The following is a 24,197-nucleotide window of genomic DNA, read 5'->3' as shown; positions in this document are numbered from 1 at the left end:
TATGTGCGGGCGTTAGCGATCGAGTAGCGCGGCCACTCGGTTCATCCACTCGCCTCGGTCACTCACCACGTCGACCATGCTCGCGGTGCCGGGCAATGCCCCCGGCCCGCTATCGGGCATATGTGGAGCCCGCGAATAGGTCCACACCTGTTTTTTCGGTTTCTCGAAAGACGGGTCACACACCGGGATCCGGTTGAGCATGTCATCCTCGCCGCGTCCCAGATAGAACGGGAACGACGGCGCAAAGGCTTTCTTCCCCAAGTAGGTAACGAAAGCAGGACTGCGCAGCGCGGCGTCCACCTCCTCCTGATGTCCCGGGCAGGTGACTCGCACAAGAAACTCTGCTCCGGCCAGGTAGGTGCGGCGGATGACCGCGTTCGAGTTTTGCTGATCCGGGGTGAAAGCCAGGTTTTTATCGGAATCACTTTGTTTCCGGATCCACAACTGGCGTGTTCGGAACTCAAGCTCGTCATTGCGGAGGCCGCTTTTGGTAGCACGGGGATTAATGGTCTGGAATTCATTGATGAAACAGCCGGGACGATCAACCCGTACAGTAAAATCAGCACCTTCCAGCCACTCTGGCCATTGTTCACGCGGAGCACCTAAAGCGCCCGCGAGGAGCCCAAGGAGACCGGACCGGGTAGGCCGAGGCTCCGAGTTGACCACGTTCCCCGTCACTCGCGGCCCCGCCCAGGATTGCAGGGGGCCCGCCAGACGCAGGAATGTTGGATTACTCATTCTGGCCGCCCAAGATCCACGCTACGACCGTATCAACGAGGCCGTCCTTCGAGGTGGGTTCCACCCCAAACAGCTCTTCTAACTGGGGGAACGTTCCCGTGAGTGCCAGCGCCTTCCCGAAGTTATCAGGATCGAAACGGCGAGCAGCATGGAATTGGTCCCGCAGGGCTTGCACCGATGGCTCGAGGTATCCACCTTGGGAGCTGGTCTTCACCGGCGTTTCAAAGCTGTAAGCACAGCGGTAACGCTGCTCTTCAGCGAGGAGAACGACGGGCTGCGTGTAGGGCGCCGTTGAATGCTCTTTGCCACGTGGTTGGCCGTAAATAAGAGCGGTAATCATCTCACGCAGGTTTTTCTCCGCCTCCGGCTTGCCAAAAGCGGTCCAGCTAGCTTGGAGCTGTTCACGATCAATGGTCACCGTGCGGTAGAAAATACCGCTGGTAAATTGACTAACTCCAAGGTAGGTGGCCCCGCTACGGGATTCTTTCCCGCTGAACTTTTCCTGCTCCCGAATATCATCAACGGTGGAGAAATAGTCAGTACCAATAGTGGCGGCGTGGGTGGTCACCGCAGGAGATACGCTCAGCGCCGCTTCTGTACCTTTCTCAGGCTTCGCCGCGAACATGCGACCGAAAGCGGCAATGGCGAGGGAACCGGTGCATCCGTTAAGCACGAACTCGGTATCAGGATCGACTTCGCCGGCCACAACCTGCGCTGCAACCTGAATCTCTTCCCCACTCAACCAGATTGAACGATCCGCTTCAGCAGCTCCCGCACCATCATCAGCATCGGCTTTCGCCTGCTTCTTGGTGAATTGACCGACGAGAGCACGAGCCTTTGTCAGGGTTTTCTTCGGGTCCAGATCGGGGGAAAGCTTGAGTGCGGCGTCGCGAATAACTTCCTCGAGTTTGCCAGAACGCACCGAAACGTCAAGGCTGGAGTTTTCGTAAGCAACGCGTGCACCGCGTTTAATTGCCTGCGAGGAATGCATGGCGCGGAGAACGCCGCCCTCCATGAGGCGCTTGGGGGTTCCTGAATCGTCGCGGTTGAGATTCGAGTAGCTGATCGGAGTAAGGAAATGCAGGGTTAGATGACGGTACATGATTGGTCCTCTCGGTTATGGTTTTAGTTTTCAGAAGTTTTGGCAGGAAGGGTTTCAAGTTGATCCGAAACCACAAGTTGAGGTGCGGAATAGAATTCCTCTATTACTCGCATGCGCACGTATTGGGATTCTGGTGAAACGCCATTACCCCATCGCATCAGGGTGTCGGCAATATCGAAATAATTGACGGGAGGAACTGGACCCGGAATCGTTGAGGCCACCTCAAAAATTCGTTTGATGGATCGGGCCGCTTCTTCCATATCTTGGGTATGCAGGTACGCCAGACGCGCGGCAATCATTCCTGGATTATCTGGTGACACGGATTGTGCACGCCCGTTTTTCCCCTCAGCGATTGCTACTCGATATGCCCACCGTCCCAAACTGTTGCGGCGCTTACCCTCACTGGAATGAGGCACCCGGTCATATTCCGCGGCCAGGGCTGCTACCCGCAGCAAGGCATTACGTTGCTCGGGGCGTGCATCTTCTGGCACTGCGGGCAGGACATAGGGATAAGCGCGCATTTGAGTGAACGGTGTTGCTCCTTGCCGAATTGCGGCACGCGCAGTGCGATAGTCAGGATCTTTACGCCGTTGCAAGATTTCGTACAGTAACGCTTTCCAAGGCTCCCGTTGCGGGGTATCTATCTGCGCCATTGTTATTTCTCCTCGTAAGCCGTGGGAACATCAAATTGTTTTGTGACAGCCCGAATATGACGAGCAACATTCGAATAAACTGCCGCGAAGAGCGCCGGATCTTGACCCCGATAGGGCGCGATTGCCTCTTCGAAAGCTCCGAGCGCAACCTGGGCAGCCCCGCCGCGAGCCGCACGGATTTCCTCAGGACGCCGCTCAGCGGTTGTCACTTGAGAAAGGAAATCTTCATAGGAACGGGTGATTGCACGCCAGAAAATATCCGATGCCGAATCCCGATAGTTTTCAAGTGAGTCAAGAACAGTGGGCAAACCGTTAGGGGTAACGGAGGCCGCCCCGCGTGCGCGTCGGAAAGGTTGGATCACGCAATAGTGCAGAGCCTGGATGAACTCTGCATGGCGCCGAACTTGGCCCTGTGCTCGATCAGATAGCCCGAAAGCCCATAGCTGCGGATCTGCCACATCAACCCGCGAGGAACGGATGACTGGAGAAGAAGCTGTCCCTTCGATGTAATGGCGGATGAATATCAACCGACAGCCAGAGGAGGAAACAATGCGATCATGCGCTTCGGCCACTTGTGCCAGTCTGCCGCGTGCGGCCCATTCCACCGCAAGATCCGTCGCATCCCTCCCTACGTCCATCCGCTGAGCCTTTAACTCGCCGGACTTATTAGGCAAATACAGGTAGAAGGGATCGCTCTGATCGCGCTCAACCCAGTAAGCTTTTCGGCTCTCTTTCGTTGCTCCCGCTTCTGGGGGAACCCACGCCAGTGGAACGCCACCGATGCGCACACCGGCGAGCTCGTTATCCTCCCAGTAGCAGGCAGCACTATTGGATGACCAGGTAGCCCGCCATAGTGGATGATCAGTCCCACCCCGAGATCCGGTTCGATCTGCCCATGATGGCAAGCCATCACCTTCTACCCACGAGCGAGGGATCATCGCTAAAAGCGTATGAAGAAGCGACGGGCCTTCCCAAATTAGTTCGGTAGCCGTCATGCCTACGCCGACAAAATGGAAACCAGGACTTCCCATTTCAGCTTTTTGGCCAGCATAAGAGTTATTTCCAGCCGGCGAATAGCAGTGATAAGCGAGAAGATAAAGCGCCGCATCTTCCAGGGAAAGGGTGTCGCGCTGTGTTAGCAGACTCCAGAATTCTTCACCTTGATCGGAGATCATGGAAGGTAGCAGCTTCTTGAGCCGCAGCTCCCCTTTTCCGAGCTTGCGCTCATTATCTTTCGCATTGCGCATCGGCTCCGCCGGCCGTTGCATAAATGGCTGCTGGTCATCGAATAACAAGGACCCCGGTGCGAGTATTTCAATAGCTTTGTCAATCGCCTCGGGTTCAAGCCCCTCCGAGAGAATGCGTTCCCAGTCGATCCGGAATGGATCCCGGTGGGTGTGATTGGACTGCCTTAAAACCACGGCAACGACCGCCGCTAATAGTCGCAACTCTGCACCATACACATAGCCCGGGACGGTCTTATCCAGAACCACCGGTTCGCGGCCCATTTTTTTGTCGGAGGGCTCTTTTAGAATATGAGCATCGAGAAGCGCATCACGAACTGTCAAGCGCCCGCGTGGCGTAACCAGTAACGGAATGTCCGTCAAAGCATTGATCTTTTCCATGCTTCCTCTCCTTTGAGATGGAATGAGACTAACAAGAGAAGAAGGCGCTTGTCAATCCATTTGACCCGTCTTTACATTTACGGTTCTCCCCACTAATATGAAACTCAAGATAAGGGGAGAAACCCAGCCTCGAAAACGCTGTTACCCCCGCTCACGCGGGGAAAGCGGCCTATCTAGGCAATCCATTAGACCCTGAAATACCCACGCTAGCCGTGGAAACCGCTCGCTAAGAGCCTAGTCGACGGAGACGAATATGGCAGATCAACACACATCGGAACCTCAACCGATCTTCCTAACAAAAGTACCGGTGCACACACTCCTCTCACGCGTTGCCCTGCACAAGCCAGAGCGCGGATGGACACTAAAAGACCCACAAGTACGCCACCGCGCGATCATGGCGCTCTTCCCACAGACCGGCGCGGAACACCCCCGAGCGGAGATGGGGATTCTTTTCCGCTTGGATCACGTTCCCGGAGATGCTCCATTCTTCCTTATCCAATCACGCGAGCCGGTGCCGCAACTCAACCTCCCCCACGAGGCCGCGATGAAAGAGGTTGAACTCAAGGAACTCCCAACTGGAACTCCAGTTTCGTTCCGGATCGCTATCAATGCGATTCAACGCATTGGCACCGGGGGAACTCGGTCGATTCCGCTCGACGGGGAAGAACCCATTCCCGGAGTTCCAAGCCTCTCTGAATGGCTGAGTGCAAAACTAAGCCCGGCGCTAACGAATATAGAGATCATTAATTCGCGGCGCGAAGTTCTGACCACCGTTTCCGGGGAAAATAAACGAGCCGTCCAGGTCGATACAATCGACGGAGCTGCAACCGTGGGCGACGGCGCAGCACTACTCACAGCACAAACCAACGGGGTAGGGCGTGCAAAAAGCTACGGCTGCGGACTCCTCTCCGTCCAGGCACTATCGTGATGCGCACACACCCCAACGTATGGGCAAAGCAGCGCGGTACGGAAACGTCCTACCCACTTCTCGCCCACTTGCTGGATACCGCAACCACTGCCGGCGTGCTCTACGAGGTTTGGTTACGGCCAGGTCTGCGTGAAGTGCTCGGAGCTGCCGGGAAACGGGAAGTAGTGGAATGGGTGGCCGGATCGCATGACATTGGAAAAGCCTGCCCAGTATTCCAGTATCAGCAAACCCAAAAGGGACCGCAGTGGGATGAGATTCGGGCCGCACTCCGTACTAAAGAACCGCAACTTGGTGACATTTCCACGTGGTCTCGAAACTTCTGCGAGGATTACGCTCCCGATATCCGCCACCACCAGAAAATGTCAGCGCTGCTACTGCATCGGAAGGCGATCATTCCCGATGCATATGCAGTAACGTCATGGAAATATCTGCCGGCGCTCGGCCATCATGGTCATTTCGAGGCCCCATCCTGGAGCAAGCAGGAGACTAACTACCTTTTCGAAGATATTGAAAGCACCGGCTGGCTTGCCCTGGCCGACGATCTCCTCACCTGCTTGGAAGAAGGCATCGGAATAACCCGGGCTGATCTTCCGGCCGAGCTTTCCCCAACCGCAACAATCTTGCTCTCCGGCCTCACCGTGCTGGCCGACCGCATTGCTTCGGGAACCGAATGGGTGGCCGCTCAGCAGGAACTCCTCGCGGCCGGAAAACTCACCCTTGATGATCCAGACGGGTGGATTACCGCGTGCCGCGCCCGCGCCCGTGCCCGCATCGAAGAAACCGTCGGGGTGTACCACGGCTGGGAATCCGCAGAGCAAAGCCAACGGGCAATCCTCGGCAACCGTACGCCTCGCCCGCTCCAGGAAGAAGCCACCCGGGTAGGGGGTGGACTGTGGAATGTTATGGCGGCCACCGGCGTCGGCAAAACCGAAGCGGCTCTACTCCGGCACGCCACCGCGAACGAACGCCTTATTTTCCTGCTTCCCACCCAAGCCACCTCGAATGCGCTCATGCGGCGCATCCAGCGCTACTACGCAGGTACTCCCAATGTGGCTTCGCTCGCGCATTCCCTCGCCTCCACCGAAGATTTTTATAATCAACCGGTCACCATGGGGAATGATCGCAGCGAAGCCCCGGGCAAAGCCAGCACCACCTCCGCGGAACACGGCGCTAGCACAGCCGGCCTTTTCCCCACCGACTTCGTTCGCTCCGGAAGCTCCCGCCTTCTGGCACCCGTCTGCGTCGGCACAGTGGACCAGGCACTCCTGGGTGCCCTACCAGCAAAATGGACACACCTGCGGCTCCTCGCCCTGGCCAATGCCCACGTTGTTGTGGACGAAGTCCATACCCTCGATCAGTACCAGAGCGGTCTCCTCAGCAACCTTCTGCTCTGGCTGCGCGCCACGAACACCCGGGTCACCTTCCTTTCCGCCACCCTCGCCTCCGCTCAACGCGCCACCTACCTCGAGGCGTATACGGGCCAACCCCCGCAAGGCGAAGCGCACTTCCCCCTCCTGGAAAACCTGGATACCACCGGAACCCAGCTGCGGAGTATTCGCCCCGACGGCCCGCCCCGTACCCTCACTATTGACCGCAGTACCGAAAAGTATTGCAAGCTCGTTAGTTCGCACCGCGATTGGGTGCGTGACCAGCGGCGGCGTTACCCCCAGGCCCGCATCGGAGTCATGTGCAATACAGTTGCGCGTGCCCAGGAACTCACCCGAGCCCTCGCCGCCGAGGGCAACGTTGTTATCCTCCATTCCCGCATGACAGCTGAGCATCGCCGTCGTAACGCTGAACTCCTCGAACACGAAATCGGATCGGGTAGCACGGGCGCGGCGCTCACGGTTATCGGAACCCAAGCAATCGAAGCCTCCCTAGATATTGACCTCGACCTGCTTCGCACCGAGCTATGCCCGGCGGCGTCCCTCATTCAGCGTGCCGGGCGCCTGTGGCGTTCCGCCGATCCGAACCGCGCCACCCGAGTGCCGGGACTGAGCGGGCCGCGAGTGTCCGTCGTCGCTATTAATGGCACCGAAGGGGAACAGCTACCGTACCTAGCCAGCGAACTTGCACGCGTGGAGAAATGGCTCAAAGAACACAACAACATCCGAATCCCGGAGGATTGCCAGGAATTTGTAGATACTGGCACCCTGCTGCTGGCGGATATCGAGGAAGATAAACCCGATGAACTCAATGAATTCGCGAAGAAATCACTGGCGGCAATCCGCGCCCGGAACGCTACGTACGATATGAAATATTGCCTGAGCAAAAGCTCCCAGGTGCAATCTTTCACCGCCATGACGCAGCGTGATAAAAACCTCGGGGACGAGCGCTCAACCAGGCTCATTGAAGTTGAAACCACCCGCCTGATTGTATGCGGCGATCCGGATATTATCCCCGGCGCGTGGACCGGGGACCCTGAAGATTTGGGGAAGCTGCGCGGCAGTGACCGTGAAGGCATACGCCGCGCTTTGCGTGCGTCCGTTCCGGTCACGGTTACGGGTCGTGCGAAAACACTGTTTACGGATGCGACATCGCTTGAAAATGCGCCGTCGCTACTCTGCCGGTACCACGTTTTAAACGACGGCGCAGCTCATTACGACCCGCTCATCGGGCTCGTTGTGCCGGGTAGCATTCCGGATCCCCACTGCTCGGGCGCACCGGCACAGCCCGCCACCGGGAAGGAGTAAACATGGCTTACTCAGATGAGGCTCTGGCCTTCCGCACTATCAAGGCGAGCGAGCAGGTGCGCCTTGAGGACCGGATCTCCTTCCTCTACCTCGAATACGTGCAAATCCGCCAATCGCGCACGGGCGTAGTGGCCTACGATGCCGGCCGGGAAGGAAAGAATGGATCCTTGGAAGGCACCCGTGCCCGGGCGATCCAACTCCCCGTAGCCGGGTTAGCAGTGCTTACCTTGGGCCCCGGAACCTCAATTTCTAGCGCAGCGCTGACCTCCTGTGCCCGCGCCGGAACCACCGTTCTTATCACCGGCGGAGGAGGCGTGCCCCTGTATACCCACGCCACGCCGCTCACCTCGAGCGCACGATGGGCCATTGCACAAGCCCGGCTGGTGAGTAATGAAGCCCGGCAGCGCGAAGCCGCGCTGGTGCTCTACAAAAAGCAGCTGGGGGTGGAGAATGCGCCTGGTAGTTCTATTGCCACCATGCGCGGGCTGGAGGGGCAGCTCATGCGCAATACCTACCGCACGATGGCAGCAAAATATGGAACCGGGAGTTTCACGCGTGATACTTCCTCGGACGACCCGGTCAATGCCGGCCTGAACTTGGCGAATTCAATACTCTACGGGTGCGCAGCTTCCGTGTGCGCGGCACTGGGGATCAACCCGGCACTGGGGATTATTCACCGCGGCGACGCGCGCTCCTTACTTTTTGACCTCGCGGATCTGTTCAAACCGAGCGTGACGATTCCTCTGGTGTTCGCGGCCGCGCGTGAAGAAGACCCCATGACGGCTGTCCGCAAAGCGGTGCGGAGAGCTATCGTAGACCACCGCATTCTTCCCGATATGCTCGCCACCATCATGGACATCCTCCAGCCTTTCCTCCCCGCGCGCGACGACGACCGACTCATCTCCGGTAATAACGTTGAAGTTTCCGGCCACATCCAATACGGATAAGGAGGCTGTGTTGTTCGTTGTTGTTAATGCGGTCGCCATCCCAGATCACCTGCGCGGATACTTGAGCAGGTTTCTTTCCGAGGTCACCACCGGATTGTACGTGGGCGTTGTTTCCGCGCGGGTGCGGGACAATTTGTGGGAACGCGCGGTATCCGCCGCTGGTTCCGGCAGTCTCACTCTTATTTATAACGACGCCGCCCGTGAGCAAGGCTTCGCGCTACGCAGCACGGGAAGTGGCAGTCGTCCTGTCCTTGATCTGGATGGCATGCTGGTTATCGGGACGGGTGCGGAGGACGCAGTTGGTGTGGAACCGGATGATGTCGATCTGCCAGGTGCTTCGCTCAGCTCTCCTGATTCGGTTAGCAATGCGCCGATTCATCGCGAACGGAGGAGCCGGGTTCGCAAGCGCACGGTCACTATAGCCAAACGGGATAATCGGGGGCACGAGCCTGTGTCCGATGAAGATAGGCATGCCGGAATAAGCTAAATTTAAGAGGTGGGAACTAACGTGGTTGTTACGCTCGGCGAATCGGCGTATCTCCCGGCGAGCCGCAAATCTGGAACTCTGTTCCATTGCGATTTCCGGGTCCGCCGCCGATAAACAACCAGGTCAGGCAATCTCTTCCCCGCGCGAGCGGGGGTAATTCCCTTTGGCACGGATACGCTCGTCGTGGCAAAGCCTCTTCCCCGCGCGAGCGGGGGTAATTCCCGGTAGTTTCTCCGGCATCCGCAAAGAAATCGCTCTTCCCCGCGCGAGCGGGGGTAATTCCAGCCTTGACCCTCGGGCTAGCGGGCTGATCAACTCTTCCCCGCGCGAGCGGGGGTAATTCCAGCTGATGCTGCAAGAGCCTAGCGCGGAAATCCTCTTCCCCGCGCGAGCGGGGGTAATTCCGAATACGGCGCAGATCGAAACCTGCGCCGCGTCTCTTCCCCGCGCGAGCGGGGGTAATTCCCGTGCCATTTTCTCTTTCCTTTCAGAGCTTTGCTCTTCCCCGCGCGAGCGGGGGTAATTCCGGGCTTTAGTTTCTTTCCACCACGCTTGTTCACTCTTCCCCGCGCGAGCGGGGGTAATTCCCCCGAAACCCAAGCTACCGAGCATGAAAGCCGCTCTTCCCCGCGCGAGCGGGGGTAATTCCTGCCGTCATCTCTTCATCATCTTCCAGGCATTCTCTTCCCCGCGCGAGCGGGGGTAATTCCGGTAGCCAGCTCATTGTATTCATTGCGGGATACTCTTCCCCGCGCGAGCGGGGGTAATTCCGCTCAGAGCTCGCAGAGATTTTGGGTGTGGGTCTCTTCCCCGCGCGAGCGGGGGTAATTCCGGTTTGAATCCAAAAGCTCGTGATACGCGGGACTCTTCCCCGCGCGAGCGGGGGTAATTCCACAGTGGCAAATCCAGCAAGCAGCCAGCTATGCTCTTCCCCGCGCGAGCGGGGGTAATTCCGCTGGGGTACACGTCGCTGTAGTAGTAGTCCCCTCTTCCCCGCGCGAGCGGGGGTAATTCCCCGCGCCACCTGCGCCGTAGCAAACCGGACCGACTCTTCCCCGCGCGAGCGGGGGTAATTCCAAGTTCGAGGGTGTTCCTGATTTTCGGGTGCTCTCTTCCCCGCGCGAGCGGGGGTAATTCCATTATGCCGTTCAGCCGTCCATGACCCCCACACTCTTCCCCGCGCGAGCGGGGGTAATTCCGCTTAGCTTCAAGGAATATGCCACGGCCTGCCCTCTTCCCCGCGCGAGCGGGGGTAATTCTATGCGCTAATCGCTGCTGCTAGATCACGGGTACTCTTCCCCGCGCGAGCGGGGGTAATTCCGCGCTCATGTTTCATGCGCAGCGCCTAGCCTACTCTTCCCCGCGCGAGCGGGGGTAATTCCCCTCAAGGAATATAAAGAAGCCCTGAAAGCCCCTCTTCCCCGCGCGAGCGGGGGTAATTCCTTTGCTTCCAGGGAAAGGGAAAGGGTCCCGTCCTCTTCCCCGCGCGAGCGGGGGTAATTCCACAGCCCTACTAATCGCCCCCGCGTTGCTGATCTCTTCCCCGCGCGAGCGGGGGTAATTCCATCGACCCGCGCGCATTGGAGCGCGACCGTCACTCTTCCCCGCGCGAGCGGGGGTAATTCCCACGCTGCGCACCGATTCGGCAACCCTTGCCGCTCTTCCCCGCGCGAGCGGGGGTAATTCCGAGGGCGGTCGGAGCCGGAGCGGAATGCGCAGCTCTTCCCCGCGCGAGCGGGGGTAATTCCGTGAAATTCAATATACCCGCACCCCGGAGCGGCTCTTCCCCGCGCGAGCGGGGGTAATTCCTCGAAAATGGTTTCATGATCTTCCGCGCAATACTCTTCCCCGCGCGAGCGGGGGTAATTCCCAAGCAGAAGCCCAAGCCGCTGGGCTCAAAGACTCTTCCCCGCGCGAGCGGGGGTAATTCCACTTGAGCGCGTATGTTCCCGCGGGGGCTGAACTCTTCCCCGCGCGAGCGGGGGTAATTCTAAGCCGGGCATTAGCCCGCCGGTGCTGCTCTTCTCTTCCCCGCGCGAGCGGGGGTAATTCCAACCATTTAAAGAGAAAGAAAAAAGGGGGAAACTCTTCCCCGCGCGAGCGGGGGTAATTCCCTGACTGGGACTTCTACCACGACCTTTACAAACTCTTCCCCGCGCGAGCGGGGGTAATTCCACTTGAGCGCGTATGTTCCCGCGGGGGCTGAACTCTTCCCCGCGCGAGCGGGGGTAATTCTAAGCCGGGCATTAGCCCGCCGGTGCTGCTCTTCTCTTCCCCGCGCGAGCGGGGGTAATTCTAAGCCGGGCATTAGCCCGCCGGTGCTGCTCTTCTCTTCCCCGCGCGAGCGGGGGTAATTCCAACCATTTAAAGAGAAAGAAAAAAGGGGGAAACTCTTCCCCGCGCGAGCGGGGGTAATTCCCTGACTGGGACTTCTACCACGACCTTTACAAACTCTTCCCCGCGCGAGCGGGGGTAATTCCCGCCCCGGATGATCTCGCGGTGGAGTTTGAGGCTCTTCCCCGCGCGAGCGGGGGTAATTCCCTCGCCGAAAATGGCCATAATCAGAAATGGCTCTCTTCCCCGCGCGAGCGGGGGTAATTCCAGCATCGCTGCTTTTATTATTTTCAATAAAAGCTCTTCCCCGCGCGAGCGGGGGTAATTCCCTCTTCACTCCCCAGAGGGGAGGAGGAGCGCCCTCTTCCCCGCGCGAGCGGGGGTAATTCCTACCGGGGCGGCTAGTTGTGTGGTGGCGTATTCTCTTCCCCGCGCGAGCGGGGGTAATTCCTAACCTTACCTACGACAGGGCCGAGGGTAGGACTCTTCCCCGCGCGAGCGGGGGTAATTCCGCGGTGTCGCCTGCGTTCCGTCGTCATGGCGTCTCTTCCCCGCGCGAGCGGGGGTAATTCCACGCATGGATACCCTCCCCTGACACCAAGTTCCTCTTCCCCGCGCGAGCGGGGGTAATTCCCCGCTTTCGCAAAAGAAGGGCCTGGATCTGGTCTCTTCCCCGCGCGAGCAGGGGTAATTCCAAGCTGCGCAATATTGAACGCTGCGCTGTTGACTCTTCCCCGCGCGAGCGGGGGTAATTCCCTGAAAATGTGGAGGTGCTTGCCCCGGGTATTCTCTTCCCCGCGCGAGCGGGGGTAATTCCCGTGTCCACAGTGGCGGGCAGTTCGGTCGGCGCTCTTCCCCGCGCGAGCGGGGGTAATTCCTGAAGGGTCGATGGGGCAAATGGTGGTCTCTGCTCTTCCCCGCGCGAGCGGGGGTAATTCCGCGGTCATGTTAAAGTGAGGGTCAATCTTGCGCTCTTCCCCGCGCGAGCGGGGGTAATTCCAAGGTTGTTGAGGCCAAGCCGGAGCAGACTATCTCTTCCCCGCGCGAGCGGGGGCAATCCTATGGCCACACCAGCATTTGGCGAGTCACCGATGGAAGAGCTCCGCGATTGTCACCACCATGCATCGCAATATCACCATGACACTGACCGACCCGACTAACCATTTCCGTGTTTTTCGGAGAAGAGATAAGCAGAGACAACAGCTCTCGCTAACACCTCACCTGCCTTTTCCAGCCTCACGATCTCGGCATCTTTAGCTGCGAGTCCTTTTTCGCGCCGCTGTTCTAAACGTTTCATTTTAGCTTCGGCCGTGTCTGCGCTTCGATGCAAACGTTGTTTTTCGCGCTTATCACGGTTACTCATGATCCGAGTCTTGCGTGGGAAACCCCGAATGTTCAAGTCCCAGCAATGTGACGGAAATTCAACAGTGAATGTGGTCCCCAACTCACCGGAGACTTCTAGCGTGAGGATCTTCCTGGCCGTCACTCACAATGTCTGATGTGGGTGGCCTGCTTGACACGCAAAAAAGGCCGACGCGGCTTTCAGGAGTTCATTAACGTCGCGGAGTTCCTGGTTCTCCCGGCGCAACCGCATGTTCTCTGCGAGCACGTCTTCTTCCGCCCGCCTAACCGGCCCGTTCTTACGGGCTTGCTGAACCCATCGGCGGGCCGTATGCCAGGAAACGTCATGTTTGGACGCTACGACCCTGCACGCATCTTGTAAAGATATCCCCTCGGCGAGGATCCGCTTCTCAACAAGGCGGATAACACGGTTCTTAGTTTCCTGATCAAATTTCTTCGACATAATCCAGATGTCCTTATCTACTCAAAAGGAAGAAACCTGGATCACTTCACTTTTCCATGCTTTCTCTCCTTTGAGATACAACAAGACTACCAGATGATTATCAGGTGTAAAAGCATCAAACATGTCCATATAATATCTTTTCTCGCGTCTGCATATTTCGACGCAAGGGAAAGAATTATAGGCCAGCAAACACTGTTACCCCCGCTTACACGGGGAAAACGGCCCACCTAGGCAATGCATCAAACCTTGACCTACCCACGCCTTAGCGTGGAAAACCGCTCGCTACGAGCCTAGTCGATGGAGGCGAACCTGGAAAACCAACACACATGAGAACTTCTGTCAATCTTCCAAGCCCGACGGCCACCCCCACAAGCCCTAGAACAACGCCACTTTCTCCGGCGGCGGGAAGATTGCGTCGAGCTCAGTTAAGTCCGCGCTGCTCGGCTCCCACACCAGGGAGGCTGCATTCTGGCGGACTTGCTGCGGCGTCGTCGCACCGGCAATAACGGATGCCACGCACGGCCGCGAGGCCAACCACGACATCGCCACCTGCACCGGCGTCAAGCCGCGCGCCTGCGCAAACGCAACAAAATCCTCGATCTGATCCCAGTCCGTGGATTCGAGCAACGCCGCCTTAGAGTGCGCAATCCGCGAACCCTGCGGCGCCTCACCCCGCCGATACTTGCCCGTCAGCAATCCGTTCGCCAACGGGAAGTACGGGAAGATCCCCAGGCCAAAGCGCTGCGCCGCCGGCACCACCTCGAGTTCCGCGCGTCGGTCAATCAAGTTGTAATGCGACTCGGTAGCAATCGGGCCCACAAACCCCCGAACAGCCGCCAAATGCGAAGCGTCAGCAAGCTGCCACCCGGCATGGTTCGACGTCGCGTAATACCGAATTTTACCCGCCCGCACCGCGTCCGAAAGCGCCCCGAGCGTCTCCTCGGGCGGCGTCACCCCATCCGGCGTGTGATAAAAATACAGGTCAATCGCCTCCACGCCGAGCCGCCGCAAGGATGCCTCCAAGGCCCGCGTCACGTAGCGCCGTGAACCGCGCGCCCCGTAATCAGCGCCGTTACGCCCCTGCATATCCATACCAAATTTTGTTATAACGACGACGTCGCGGGCCCGCTCCCCCACTTCCCGCAGCGCCTTTCCGAACATGGTTTCCGAAAGCCCCGGCTCTTTGCCGTACACGTCGGCAAGATCAAAGGTGGTGATTCCTTCTTCGAGCGCCGCGCGCACAACCGCATCCGTGCCTTCTTGTGTTTCGGTTTGCGTATGGGCGCGGCCAAAATTATTACCACCGATGCCGACGGCGGACACCATCAGGCCCGACTTCCCTACCGAGCGATACGTCATTGCCATACCGCCAGCCTAGCGGACACCGAGCGCGCCCGTTCCGTAGCTCGGTTACGATGAGGGAACAGTGCTCACCTGTGAGCGGTGTTTTCGGGCGCGGCCCCGGCAGGGAATTATGAGGCTCGGAGCGCGCCACCACCACCGAGGGAAAGAGGGCTTGCCACTATGTCAGATTCTGCGGCGCAACAGCACCAGCACAACGGCTATCCGGAGGGGCGGCGCCAGATCCGCCGCGTCGTTCTTCTCACCAACCCGACCGCGGGAAAGGGCCGCGCCACTTCTCTAGCTGCCCATATCACAGCCGAGCTGCTCAAACATGGCGTTGATGTGGTAGGAAACTACGCCACCACCGTCGCGGAAACTCGTAAGAACGCCAGGGCAGCACTGGCCGATCCAGACATTGATGCCCTGGTGACCTGCGGTGGGGACGGACTGGCGAATCTCATCGTGCAGGAGCAGGCCGGTACCGGCAAGCCGCTCGGCTTAGTCGCGGGAGGAACCGGGAACGATATTGCGCGCGGCCTGGGTATTCCCCTCGATGTGCGCGCAGCGGCCCGGGTCATCGCATCCGGGTATACCGTGATGACAGACCTTGGCCTAGCCACCCGCGAAGTAAACGGTGTTTCCCAACCCGAGCGCCGCTATTTCGCCTCAATCCTCGCCGCGGGTATCGATACCCGCATTAACGCGCGGGCGAAGCAGATCCGGTGGCCAGGAGGTTCGGCCGCCTATTTCCTCGCGGTTCTTGCCGAAGTAGCAGCCATGCGCACCGCCCCACTCACCTTGAGCATCGACGGCGGCGAACCCTTCACCCTAGAAGCTACCCTGTGCGCGGTTGGCAATACCAGCAGTTACGGAGGCGGGATCCGAATGTGCTCGCACGCGGATCCGCGTGACGGCAAGCTGGCACTTACCGTCGTCAGCCCGGTATCGCGCCGCACCGCGGCTCGCAACCTCCGCAATATCTACACCGGAGATTTCTCCAAACTGCAAGATATCGTCACTCAAATCCAGGTAAACAGTGTTCGCCTGGAGATGCCCGACCTTATTCCGGCGGTCGATGGCGAAGACCTCTTCCCCACTCCGCTCACCGTGACGGTAGCCGCTGGTGCCGGATGTTTCCTCGTCCCGCCGCCGCGCCAGTATCGAGCCCAGACGCACAAAACGAACTAGCCCAAACCCGCGGGCGTCGCTCACCCCAGCGCCGCGCGCGTAACGCCGCCCAACCCCGCTAGGCGATCCGGTACATCCAGCCAAAGGGATCTTCGCGGGTACCGTTTTGGATGCCGGTGAGCTCCTCGTAAATCCGCTGGGCCACGGTGTGGGTGGGCAGCTCAACGCTGAAGTCCTCCCCGGTGAGCTGGCCGATAGCGGTCACAACGGCCGCGGTCCCGCAGGCGAACATTTCTGCCACGTTCCCGTCCTGAATACCGCTCACCACATCACGCAAAGCGAGAGTATCTTCGCGCACCTCAACCCCGGCGCGGCGCAGCAGCTGCATAATGCACGAACGGGTATTCCCGGGCAAGATATTGCCGGTGAGTTTCGGGGTGGCCACGCTGCCGTCCGCGTACACCACAAAGACGTTCATCCCGCCCAGTTCATCAAGGTTCGTGGCGGTTGCGGCGTCAAGGAAAAGAACCTCATCGTACCCGGCCGCACTTGCGGTGACCTTGGGCAGCAGCGAGGCCGCGTAGTTCCCGCCAGTTTTCGCCGCGCCCATACCTCCGGGGCCGGCGCGATGGTAATCGGGCTCCACCCACACCTTGATGGGCTGGAAACCATTGGGGAAATACGCCCCGGCTGGCGACGCGAGCACGATGTACTCGTACGCGGCAGCCGCACGCACCCCGAGGAAAGCCTCCGAGGCGAAAATGAAGGGCCGCAGGTAGAGCGATTCCCCCTCCGCGCCCGGCACCCAGCGCCGATCCTGGCGCACCAGGTTCACCAGCGAGGCCACAAAATCATCCACGGGCAGTTCCGGAATCGCCAAGCGATGCCCGGAGAAGTTCAGGCGCGCCCCGTTGTAGGTGGGTCGGAACAGCCACAGCGAACCGTCCGCATGCCGGTAGGCTTTCAAACCTTCAAAAACTTCCTGGCCGTAGTGAAGTACCGCGCCGGCCGGGTCCAGGCTGAGCGGGCCGTAGGGCACGATGGCATGGTTATGCCAGCCCTCTTCCGCGGTCCACGTTGCCCGGGCCATATGGTCAGTGAAGTAGCGGCCGAAACCGGGGCCGGCCAGCACCTGGCTAATCTCCTCTTCGGTGGCCGGGTGTTCATTCGGGTGAACAACGAACCGGCCGGCGAGGCCATCCGCGGGCGCGGGGGTGGTAGCGGCAGCTTCCAGTTCTTCCGGAGTGCTCGGAACGCTCATACCTGAGTCCTTCTTTCTTCGTGGTGATCCTTAACGGTTATCTTCCATAGCGGCGAGAATAGCATCACCGATCTGGGTGGTTGTGCGGCGCAGCGGCGTTCCGGTTGCCGCGGCCGCGGCGCGCGCTTCCATATCTGCCCTGATGGCCGCCTCAATACGCGCGGCCGGCTCAGCGAGCCCGAGGTGGCGCAGCATGAGCGCCGCGGAGGCGATTGTTGCCGTCGGATCTGCTTTCCCGGTCCCCGCAATATCCGGCGCTGAACCGTGGATCGGTTCGAACATGGAGGGGAAGTCTCCTTCCGGATTAATATTGCCCGACGCCGCAAGCCCCACGCCTCCGCTTACCGCCCCGGCTTCGTCGGTCAGAATATCGCCAAAGAGGTTATCTGTCACGATGACATCGAAACGCTGCGGGTCGGTCACCAGGTAAATCGTGGCGGCATCCACATTGCAGTAATCAACGTTTACGCTCGGGTACTCCGCGGCCAGGCGGTTCACGGTGCGCTGCCACAACCCACCCGCGTGCACGAGCACATTGGTTTTATGGACGAGGGTGAGGTGGCGGCGAGGCCGGGATGCTGCCAACTCAAAGGCGTAGCGCACCAAACGCTCAGTTCCGTGAGCGGTGTTTACAGATACTTCGGTTGCCACTTCGGTAGGCATGCCGCGGTGAACACTGCCCCCGTTGCCCGAGTACAGACCTTCGGTTCCCTCGCGCACCACCACCAGGTCAATATCTCCCGGTACCGCTAGCGGGGTGGGAACCCCGGGATAGAGCACACTGGGCCGCAAATTAACGTAGTGGTCGAAGGCGAAGCGCAGCCGCAGCAGAATCTCACGCTCCAGGATTCCGGCGGGCACCCGCGGATCTCCAATAGCGCCGAGCAGCAGCGCGTCATGCCCGGCCAAGGCTTCCAGATCGGCATCACTGAGAGTTTCTCCGGTATCCACATAGCGCTGCGCCCCGATGCTATAGGGTGTCACGCTCAGCTCCGTGCCGCTTTCTCCCAGCGCAGCGCGTAGCACTTTCAGACCTTCGGGCACAATTTCCGGACCGATGCCATCTCCGGCAATAACAGCGAGATTAATAGAGGCGCGCATACGGGTGAGTATACGAGATCCGTCCACTTGGTGAGACTATTCGTCTCACTTTTCGGAATGCTCGGCGGGTGGGACGAAGCAGCGGGGCAGCGTTGAGACCCGCGCGGCGGGAACGTAGGTACAGAACGGAGGCGCAAAGCTCAGGCTGCACTTAGGCCGGGGTTAGGTACCTCTCCTGGAGCCGGCGCGCCTCTCCTCGTAGAATTGAATTCTTGAATCTCGGGAGGCAAGGTTATGGCGTTCGATTCACCTATCGTCATTGTCAGCGGCGCTCGCATTCCCACGGGGAAGTTCCGCGGCTACTACGCGAATACTCCCGCGCACGAATTGGGTGCGGCGGCGGCGCGCGCGGCCGCCGAGCGCGCGGGTATCCCCATGGCGGATGTGGATGATTTCGTGGTGGGCTGCGTGGGCCAGACCGGTGCCGATGCCTATATTTCCCGCCGGATCGCCCTGGCCGCCGGAGCGCGGGCCTCCTCCACTGCCCTCACTGTCAATCGGGTGTGCGGCTCCGGGGTGCAAGCCCTCGCGAGCGCAGCCAGCGCCTTGCGTTCCGGGGATGCGCGCATCGTCATGGCGGGCGGTGCTGAGAATATGACGCGCCAGCCGGTCATGGATTTTTCCCGCGCCGGTCACCTCAACGGGCCGAAGCACGTGGACGGCACATTTTCGCTGATTTCTGATCCGTTCTCGGGCCGGCCCATGGGCTGGACAGCGGAGCGGGTCGCGGAGAAATTCGGTATTTCCCGCGCCGAGCAGGACGCTTTTGCGGCCCAGTCCCAGGCCCGTGCCCAGGCCGCCATCACCGCCGACGCTTTTGATAAGGAGCGTGTTCCTTTCACGATTGACGCCGGGGAACCCACTGAGCGCGTCGTCGCTGCAGAAGAATATCCGCGCGCGGGCGTGACGGCTGAAACGCTCAGCCACCTCCCCCCTGTTTTTGCCGCGCACGGCACCGTGACGGCCGGTAATTCTTCCGGGATTAACGACGGCGCCGCCATGCTCGTCCTCATGCGGGAAGAAGATGCGATTGCGGCGGGTGTGGATATTCTGGGCGAGCTGGTGGATGTGGCAACCGTCGGGGTGGAACCGGAGTACATGGGCTACGCCCCGCGCTTTGCTATTGAGAAGGTGCTTGAGCGTACCGGCCTGAGCCGGGCGGATATTGGCTGGGTGGAACTCAATGAGGCTTTTGCCTCCCAGGCCATTGCGGTGATTCGCGATGCGGAGCTGGATCCGGAGATCGTCAATCCGCTGGGCGGGGCGATTGCGCTGGGCCACCCGGTGGGGGCTTCGGGAGCGATTATTTCACTGCGTGCTCTCCTCAATCAGCGCGAACGCGGAATCGAGCACTCCCTTGTGACACTGTGCATCGGCGGCGGGCAGGGCATCGCGGCGATTATCCGCGCCCGCTAACCTCGCTTGCTAACGACTCCCGCTAAGCTGACTCGCTAACCGTTCCTCGCCTCGCGCCTAATTCTTGAAAGCGTGCACGGGCGCCGGGATAGTACCCCCGCGGCCAATGAATGCCGCGCTGGAGTACGGGCTTACCGGCATCACGGGAGCGCTGCCAAGCAGGCCGCCGAATTCCACGGTATCGCCTTCGCTCAAGCCCGTAGCGGGGATGACTCGCACGGCGGTGGTCTTGGAGTTCATGATGCCGATGGCAGCTTCGTCTGCGATCATGCCGGCGATGGTGGCGGCCGGGGTATCCCCGGGCACCGCGATCATGTCAAGGCCCACCGAGCAAATAGCGGTCATGGCTTCGAGTTTGGCCAGGCTAATAGCGCCGAGCCGCGCCGCTTCGATCATGCCTTCATCTTCGGAGACGGGGATGAAGGACCCGGAGAGGCCGCCCACGTGCGAGCAGGCCATGAGCCCGCCTTTCTTCACCGCATCATTGAGAAGCGCGAGGGCCGCCGTGGTGCCGTGGGCTCCCACGCGTTCCAGGCCCATGGCTTCCAGGGCGCGTGCCACCGAATCGCCGACTTCCGGGGTGGGAGCCAAAGAGAGGTCAACAACCCCGAAAGGCACCCCGAGGCGCTGCGCGGCAAGCTGCCCGACCAGTTCGCCCATGCGGGTGATTTTGAAAGCGCTGCGCTTGATTTCTTCCGCGAGTTCATCGAAGGATGCCCCTGCTGCCGCCGTAATTGCCCGGGTAATAACACCCGGCCCGGATACCCCCACGGAAACCACACAATCGGGCATTTCTACCCCGTGGAAAGCCCCGGCCATAAAGGGGTTATCCCCCACCGAGTTAGCAAAAACGACCAGCCGAGCAGCCCCGGAGCCCTTTTCCGTGCGGGCGGCAAGCTCACAAATGGTTTCCCCCATGCGCCCAACCGCGCTCATATTAATTCCGGCGCGTGAGGTTCCGATATTGACGGAGGAGCACACCACCGAGGTGGCGGCCAGCGCGGCAGGAATGGAATCGATGAGCGCCTCATCCGCGCGCGTCATGCCCTTTTCCACCAGGGCGGAAAACCCGCCCACGAAATCCACGCCGATTTCCCGGGCGCATTCATCAAGCATCACCGCCCACGGGGTAAGGTCCTTTTCCCCGCTTGCCGCGGCCACTAAAGCAATCGGGGTCACGGAAATGCGCTTATTAATAATGGGGATACCCAGTTCCGCTTCGATCTGCCGCGCTACCGGCACCAGGCGCGCGGCCCGCTCCATAATGCGGGCGCGGGCCCGTTCGCGAGCGCGCTCGCCATCCGAATCCGCGCAGTCCAGCAGGGAAATCCCCATGGTGACGGTACGGATATCGAGGCGGTCCTCGCGGATCATCGCGAGGGTTTCCAGAATGTTTTGGGCAGTGGGCTCACTGCTGGCATACATAGGTATTCTCCCGTTCCTGTGCGAGTTCCCGTGCACGTTGCCGTGTCTGTTCCAGTGCATATCGCTGTGCCTGTTCCGGTGCGCCGGCCAGTTTTACGCACCGGGCCAGCCTATCCACCAGACCGGGCTAGACGCGATGCATGGCGCGGAAAATCGAATCCGCCTGCACGTGGATTTCCAGCGCTTCCGCGCCGCCCAGTTCCGCCATGGCCTGCTGCACCTGGGTAATGGAGCTACCCTCCGGAAGCGCAACTTCGAGGATCATAGTGAAGTACTCATCCATGAGGGTTTGGGTGACGTTGATAATATTCACCCCGAGGCGAGCAAGTTCAGCGGAAACGGCCGCGATAATCCCGGTGCGATCCACCCCGGTCACAGTCATAATGGCTTTCATGGCCTCTATTGTGCCACGCCCCTGCGACAGTTTTTTCGCACTCCGTGCCCCGCGAGCTACAACCGGTCACCCCTGCGGGCCGCAACCAGTCGCTGCCACGCGCCACAACCAGCCACCGCCACGCGCTACCGCCACCACCTACTTCAAGGGCGCGAGGAACTGGTCCAGGTTGCCGTTATTCGGATCGCTCACCAGCTTCTCGTCAATAACAACGGCGGGAATGTACTTCATGCCGTCGGCGAGGAATTGCTCGCGTAGTTGCTTGAGAAGGGGAAGGTACTCATCCGCGGCCAGCGTGGCACGCAGGCTCTCCAGCTGCGCGGCGTCAAGACCCACCCGAGTAGCAAATTGTTCAATCAAGGCCGGGTCGGGCTGCTGGCGTTCGGCGCGGTCCGCGTGTTTCACCACCGGGATGGAGCCTTCTTTGTAGAGCAGCTCGTGGAAATCAAGGTATTTATCCGGGGCGTTGACCGCGAACCACACTTCGGCCTGCTCCCCCTTGACACTGTAGGGCGATTCCTCGAAGCGCATATTCGGGTGGTAGACCAGCGTGATTTTCCCGTCCTTGGCCATCTGGATGAGTTCTTCACCGTGGTCGCGTACCAGGTCATTGCACCAGGGGCACCAATAATCGGAATACACCCGCACCACCGGCTTGCCTTCATTGACGCTTCCGGCCACACCATCAGCCCCGATAGAAATACCACCCCATTGATCGAGAGGCGCGGGAATTTTCTCCGTGACCACATTGGCTCCGCGTTGGATAGGCACCAGATGAGCGGGCTCTTTACTCGCGCTAGGAGTCGCGCTGGCGGTGGGCCCGCTGGGCGCCGTCGTACTATCGGTGGTCGCGGCCACGGTAGGTTTCACCCCCGGTGCATCGGACGTATCGGTGCAGGCGGCAAGGCCGAAGGCCAGTACCCCGAGGAAAGCAAAAGCGGAACGACGACGCATCTGCGGCCTTTCTCACAGTAGAACTCAGCTCGTACAAACCGGCCCACCCGCGGTACCTTGCCGCGAGCGGGCCGGTTAACTGGCGCTCATCCTAGCCGCCCCACCTGGGAACGGCAATGCTGCGCTTAGCGGGCGGTCTGCCCGTCCGTGTAATCGGCGTCCACATCGGTATTCCACGCGAACATGGAACGCACCTCGCGCCCGGTGGCCTCGAGCGGGTGGCTTTCGTGCTCGGCGCGCAGCTTCTTGAATTCGGGGGCGCCGGCATCCTGGTCGTCAATGAAGCGCTTGGCGAAGGAACCGTTCTGGATATCAGCCAGCACTTCCTTCATATGTTCCTTGACATCCGGGGTGATAACGCGCGGGCCGGACACATAGTCGCCGTATTCGGCCGTATCCGAGCAGGACCAGCGCTGCTTGGTCAGCCCGCCTTCGTTAATGAGGTCAACGATGAGCTTGAGTTCGTGACACACCTCAAAGTAGGCCATCTCCGGCTGGTATCCGGCTTCCACCAGCGTTTCGAAACCGTAGGTGATGAGCTGGGAAACCCCGCCGCACAGCACGGTCTGCTCGCCGAAGAGGTCCGTTTCGGTCTCTTCCTTGAAGGTGGTCTTAATGGCGCCGGCGCGGGTGCCGCCAATCGCGGCGGCGTAGGACAGGGCCACGTCCCAGGCCTGCCCGGAGGCATCCTGTTCCACGCACACGAGCACCGGCACTCCGCGCCCGTCTTCGTACTGGCGGCGCACCGTGTGCCCCGGGCCCTTGGGAGCCACCATGCACACATCGTGGCCGGCAGCGGGCTTGATATATCCGTAGTGAATATTGAAACCGTGGGCGAAGAACACCGCGGCGTCGGCCTTGAGATTCGGCTCGATTTCCGCGGCCCACAGCCCACGCTGGGTCTGATCCGGCACCAGAATCATGACGACGTCAGCGTCCTTGGTGGCATCGGCCACGGAACGCACCGTCAGGCCCTGTTCCTGCGCTTTCGCCACGGAACTCGAGCCTTCGCGCAGGCCCACCACCACGTCCACGCCGGAGTCGCGCAGGTTGAGCGCGTGCGCGTGCCCCTGCGAACCGTAGCCAATAATGGCAACCTTCTTCGATTGGATGAGGGACAGATCGGCATCGGCATCATGGAAGATTTCTGCCATGGTTTTCTCCTTTTGTTGGTCGGGGCCAGGCCCCGCGGTTGCGGTTTTTCGGTTTCGGTTTCGTTGCGGTAGTGCGGCGCCGCGCACGCTGTAGGTGCGCCGCATATACGACGACGCCGCTTATCTTCGCCGCGCGCCACTGCGGCTAGATGCGCCCGCGGGCGAGCGCCTCCGGGAAGTCCCCGGGGTCTCCCGCCATATCGGCGGTGACCCGTTCGGAAAGCGAATGCGCTCCGCGCCCGAGCGCCACGGTTCCCGACTGCACAATTTCCCGGATCCCGTAGGGCTCCAGGGCGGTGAGCAGGGCTCCGATCTTGCGGTCGGATCCGGTGGCTTCAATGGTCACGGCATCCGGCACCATATCGACCACGTGGGCGCGGAAAAGGTCCACGACCTGCACCACGTGGGAACGGGTTGTATCATCAGCGCCAACTTTAATGAGGACGAGGCGGCGCAGCACCGCTTCCTCACTGTCTAATTCCACGATTTTGATGACATTGACCAGCTTATTGAGCTGTTTGGCCACCTGCTCGAGGGGTTGTACCGCGGCGTCGACCACCACGGTGATACGCGAGAGCGCCGGGTTTTCCGTTTCTCCCACGGCGAGCGAATGAATATTGAACGCGCGGCGGGCGAAGAGCCCGGCCACCCGCGTGAGCACTCCGGGTTTATTCTCCACCAGTACGGAGAGCGTGTGGCGCTGCGGCAT

The 24,197-nt window shown here is 60.3% G+C and carries 20 protein-coding genes and 1 CRISPR repeat array; of the genes, 6 read left to right on the top strand and 14 right to left on the bottom strand.

What is annotated here, in order from left to right:
• Nucleotides 1-12: 12 nt before the first annotated feature.
• From cas5e to HMPREF9237_RS03490, 4 genes are read right to left on the bottom strand one after another with little or no spacing between them, the layout of a single operon-like run.
• A complete protein-coding gene (cas5e, locus tag HMPREF9237_RS03505; protein ID WP_016442356.1) occupies nucleotides 13-738 on the bottom strand; it encodes a type I-E CRISPR-associated protein Cas5/CasD in 726 nt (241 codons plus the stop codon).
• Nucleotides 731-1,840 (bottom strand): type I-E CRISPR-associated protein Cas7/Cse4/CasC, encoded by a 1,110-nt coding sequence (locus HMPREF9237_RS03500; protein ID WP_016442355.1) that lies wholly within the window; start codon nucleotides 1,838-1,840, stop codon nucleotides 731-733. The genes cas5e and HMPREF9237_RS03500 overlap by 8 nt, the downstream gene beginning before the upstream one ends.
• 23 nt (nucleotides 1,841-1,863) lie before the next feature.
• Nucleotides 1,864-2,493, bottom strand: a complete 630-nt coding sequence (gene casB, locus HMPREF9237_RS09255; RefSeq protein ID WP_016442354.1) for a type I-E CRISPR-associated protein Cse2/CasB — start codon at nucleotides 2,491-2,493, stop codon at nucleotides 1,864-1,866.
• Nucleotides 2,494-2,495: 2 nt separating this feature from the next.
• Nucleotides 2,496-4,118, bottom strand: a complete 1,623-nt coding sequence (locus tag HMPREF9237_RS03490; RefSeq protein ID WP_016442353.1) for a type I-E CRISPR-associated protein Cse1/CasA — start codon at nucleotides 4,116-4,118, stop codon at nucleotides 2,496-2,498.
• 253 nt (nucleotides 4,119-4,371) lie between these two features.
• Here HMPREF9237_RS03490 and cas6e point away from each other — a divergent pair, with 253 nt between their 5' ends.
• The 4 genes from cas6e to cas2e are packed head-to-tail and all read left to right on the top strand — an operon-like array spanning nucleotide 4,372 to nucleotide 9,173.
• Complete coding sequence (cas6e, locus tag HMPREF9237_RS03485) at nucleotides 4,372-5,046, top strand: type I-E CRISPR-associated protein Cas6/Cse3/CasE (protein WP_016442352.1); 675 nt, start codon at nucleotides 4,372-4,374, stop codon at nucleotides 5,044-5,046.
• Nucleotides 5,046-7,739: a CRISPR-associated helicase/endonuclease Cas3 gene (locus HMPREF9237_RS03480; RefSeq protein ID WP_016442351.1), complete on the top strand. Its 2,694-nt coding sequence runs from the start codon at nucleotides 5,046-5,048 to the stop codon at nucleotides 7,737-7,739. The genes cas6e and HMPREF9237_RS03480 overlap by 1 nt, the downstream gene beginning before the upstream one ends.
• Nucleotides 7,740-7,741: 2 nt before the next feature.
• The gene (cas1e, locus tag HMPREF9237_RS03475; RefSeq protein WP_016442350.1) at nucleotides 7,742-8,686 is read left to right on the top strand and encodes a type I-E CRISPR-associated endonuclease Cas1e; all 945 of its coding nucleotides are present in this window, start codon (nucleotides 7,742-7,744) and stop codon (nucleotides 8,684-8,686) included.
• Nucleotides 8,687-8,693: 7 nt separating this feature from the next.
• Nucleotides 8,694-9,173 (top strand): type I-E CRISPR-associated endoribonuclease Cas2e, encoded by a 480-nt coding sequence (gene cas2e / locus HMPREF9237_RS09250; protein WP_231366661.1) that lies wholly within the window; start codon nucleotides 8,694-8,696, stop codon nucleotides 9,171-9,173.
• Nucleotides 9,174-9,305: 132 nt separating this feature from the next.
• Nucleotides 9,306-12,568: direct repeats of the CRISPR family, unit length 29 nt; unit sequence CTCTTCCCCGCGCGAGCGGGGGTAATTCC.
• Nucleotides 12,569-12,663: 95 nt separating this feature from the next.
• On the opposite strand, the gene HMPREF9237_RS09465 is transcribed toward cas2e, so the two are convergent.
• From HMPREF9237_RS09465 to HMPREF9237_RS03460, 3 genes are all read right to left on the bottom strand, one after another.
• Nucleotides 12,664-12,870 (bottom strand): hypothetical protein, encoded by a 207-nt coding sequence (locus HMPREF9237_RS09465; RefSeq protein ID WP_155875821.1) that lies wholly within the window; start codon nucleotides 12,868-12,870, stop codon nucleotides 12,664-12,666.
• A gap of 123 nt (nucleotides 12,871-12,993) precedes the next feature.
• On the bottom strand, nucleotides 12,994-13,311 hold the full coding sequence (locus HMPREF9237_RS03465; RefSeq protein WP_016442345.1) for a transposase: 318 nt from the start codon (nucleotides 13,309-13,311) through the stop codon (nucleotides 12,994-12,996).
• 375 nt (nucleotides 13,312-13,686) lie between these two features.
• Entirely contained in the window at nucleotides 13,687-14,676 is a 990-nt protein-coding gene (locus HMPREF9237_RS03460; protein WP_016442344.1) for an aldo/keto reductase, read from the bottom strand.
• Nucleotides 14,677-14,835: 159 nt separating this feature from the next.
• Between HMPREF9237_RS03460 and HMPREF9237_RS03455 the strand changes: the two genes are divergently transcribed.
• A complete protein-coding gene (locus tag HMPREF9237_RS03455) occupies nucleotides 14,836-15,843 on the top strand; it encodes a diacylglycerol/lipid kinase family protein (protein ID WP_016442343.1) in 1,008 nt (335 codons plus the stop codon).
• 58 nt (nucleotides 15,844-15,901) lie between these two features.
• On the opposite strand, the gene HMPREF9237_RS03450 is transcribed toward HMPREF9237_RS03455, so the two are convergent.
• Both HMPREF9237_RS03450 and HMPREF9237_RS03445 read right to left on the bottom strand, forming a co-directional pair.
• Nucleotides 15,902-17,044, bottom strand: a complete 1,143-nt coding sequence (locus HMPREF9237_RS03450; protein WP_016442342.1) for a branched-chain amino acid aminotransferase — start codon at nucleotides 17,042-17,044, stop codon at nucleotides 15,902-15,904.
• A 30-nt stretch (nucleotides 17,045-17,074) separates the two neighbouring features.
• A complete protein-coding gene (locus tag HMPREF9237_RS03445; RefSeq protein WP_016442341.1) occupies nucleotides 17,075-18,145 on the bottom strand; it encodes a 3-isopropylmalate dehydrogenase in 1,071 nt (356 codons plus the stop codon).
• A 234-nt stretch (nucleotides 18,146-18,379) separates the two neighbouring features.
• Here HMPREF9237_RS03445 and HMPREF9237_RS03440 point away from each other — a divergent pair, with 234 nt between their 5' ends.
• The gene (locus HMPREF9237_RS03440; protein WP_016442340.1) at nucleotides 18,380-19,561 is read left to right on the top strand and encodes a thiolase family protein; all 1,182 of its coding nucleotides are present in this window, start codon (nucleotides 18,380-18,382) and stop codon (nucleotides 19,559-19,561) included.
• A 57-nt stretch (nucleotides 19,562-19,618) separates the two neighbouring features.
• Here HMPREF9237_RS03440 and HMPREF9237_RS03435 read toward each other — a convergent pair whose 3' ends face one another.
• The 5 genes from HMPREF9237_RS03435 to ilvN form a co-directional block, all read right to left on the bottom strand.
• Nucleotides 19,619-20,986, bottom strand: a complete 1,368-nt coding sequence (locus tag HMPREF9237_RS03435) for a PFL family protein (RefSeq protein ID WP_016442339.1) — start codon at nucleotides 20,984-20,986, stop codon at nucleotides 19,619-19,621.
• 127 nt (nucleotides 20,987-21,113) lie between these two features.
• Nucleotides 21,114-21,380, bottom strand: a complete 267-nt coding sequence (locus HMPREF9237_RS03430; RefSeq protein ID WP_039898278.1) for an ACT domain-containing protein — start codon at nucleotides 21,378-21,380, stop codon at nucleotides 21,114-21,116.
• Between the two features lie 138 nt (nucleotides 21,381-21,518).
• Entirely contained in the window at nucleotides 21,519-22,334 is an 816-nt protein-coding gene (locus HMPREF9237_RS08885; RefSeq protein WP_016442337.1) for a DsbA family protein, read from the bottom strand.
• Nucleotides 22,335-22,459: 125 nt separating this feature from the next.
• Entirely contained in the window at nucleotides 22,460-23,488 is a 1,029-nt protein-coding gene (gene ilvC, locus HMPREF9237_RS03420) for a ketol-acid reductoisomerase (protein ID WP_016442336.1), read from the bottom strand.
• A 145-nt stretch (nucleotides 23,489-23,633) separates the two neighbouring features.
• Entirely contained in the window at nucleotides 23,634-24,197 is a 564-nt protein-coding gene (ilvN, locus tag HMPREF9237_RS03415) for an acetolactate synthase small subunit (protein WP_016442335.1), read from the bottom strand.

It is taken from the genome of Actinotignum schaalii FB123-CNA-2, assembly GCF_000411135.1.
Lineage (GTDB): Bacteria > Actinomycetota > Actinomycetes > Actinomycetales > Actinomycetaceae > Actinotignum > Actinotignum schaalii_A.
Note: the sequence above shows the minus strand (reverse complement) of the source record. Positions and strands in the feature narration are given on the sequence as shown.

Excerpts from the sequence above, each read along its gene's own strand:
- HMPREF9237_RS03500 (WP_016442355.1), bottom strand. The coding sequence starts at position 1,840 with ATGTACCGTCATCTAACCCTGCATTTCCTTACTCCGATCAGCTACTCG.
- HMPREF9237_RS03455 (WP_016442343.1), top strand. The coding sequence starts at position 14,836 with ATGTCAGATTCTGCGGCGCAACAGCACCAGCACAACGGCTATCCGGAG.
- HMPREF9237_RS09465 (WP_155875821.1), bottom strand. The coding sequence starts at position 12,870 with ATGAGTAACCGTGATAAGCGCGAAAAACAACGTTTGCATCGAAGCGCA.
- ilvN (WP_016442335.1), bottom strand. The coding sequence starts at position 24,197 with ATGCCGCAGCGCCACACGCTCTCCGTACTGGTGGAGAATAAACCCGGA.
- HMPREF9237_RS03435 (WP_016442339.1), bottom strand. The coding sequence starts at position 20,986 with ATGTATGCCAGCAGTGAGCCCACTGCCCAAAACATTCTGGAAACCCTC.
- HMPREF9237_RS03440 (WP_016442340.1), top strand. The coding sequence starts at position 18,380 with ATGGCGTTCGATTCACCTATCGTCATTGTCAGCGGCGCTCGCATTCCC.
- HMPREF9237_RS03430 (WP_039898278.1), bottom strand. The coding sequence starts at position 21,380 with ATGAAAGCCATTATGACTGTGACCGGGGTGGATCGCACCGGGATTATC.
- cas5e (WP_016442356.1), bottom strand. The coding sequence starts at position 738 with ATGAGTAATCCAACATTCCTGCGTCTGGCGGGCCCCCTGCAATCCTGG.
- HMPREF9237_RS03450 (WP_016442342.1), bottom strand. The coding sequence starts at position 17,044 with ATGAGCGTTCCGAGCACTCCGGAAGAACTGGAAGCTGCCGCTACCACC.
- ilvC (WP_016442336.1), bottom strand. The coding sequence starts at position 23,488 with ATGGCAGAAATCTTCCATGATGCCGATGCCGATCTGTCCCTCATCCAA.
- HMPREF9237_RS03445 (WP_016442341.1), bottom strand. The coding sequence starts at position 18,145 with ATGCGCGCCTCTATTAATCTCGCTGTTATTGCCGGAGATGGCATCGGT.
- HMPREF9237_RS03465 (WP_016442345.1), bottom strand. The coding sequence starts at position 13,311 with ATGTCGAAGAAATTTGATCAGGAAACTAAGAACCGTGTTATCCGCCTT.
- HMPREF9237_RS08885 (WP_016442337.1), bottom strand. The coding sequence starts at position 22,334 with ATGCGTCGTCGTTCCGCTTTTGCTTTCCTCGGGGTACTGGCCTTCGGC.
- cas1e (WP_016442350.1), top strand. The coding sequence starts at position 7,742 with ATGGCTTACTCAGATGAGGCTCTGGCCTTCCGCACTATCAAGGCGAGC.
- HMPREF9237_RS03460 (WP_016442344.1), bottom strand. The coding sequence starts at position 14,676 with ATGGCAATGACGTATCGCTCGGTAGGGAAGTCGGGCCTGATGGTGTCC.
- cas6e (WP_016442352.1), top strand. The coding sequence starts at position 4,372 with ATGGCAGATCAACACACATCGGAACCTCAACCGATCTTCCTAACAAAA.
- HMPREF9237_RS03490 (WP_016442353.1), bottom strand. The coding sequence starts at position 4,118 with ATGGAAAAGATCAATGCTTTGACGGACATTCCGTTACTGGTTACGCCA.
- casB (WP_016442354.1), bottom strand. The coding sequence starts at position 2,493 with ATGGCGCAGATAGATACCCCGCAACGGGAGCCTTGGAAAGCGTTACTG.
- HMPREF9237_RS03480 (WP_016442351.1), top strand. The coding sequence starts at position 5,046 with ATGCGCACACACCCCAACGTATGGGCAAAGCAGCGCGGTACGGAAACG.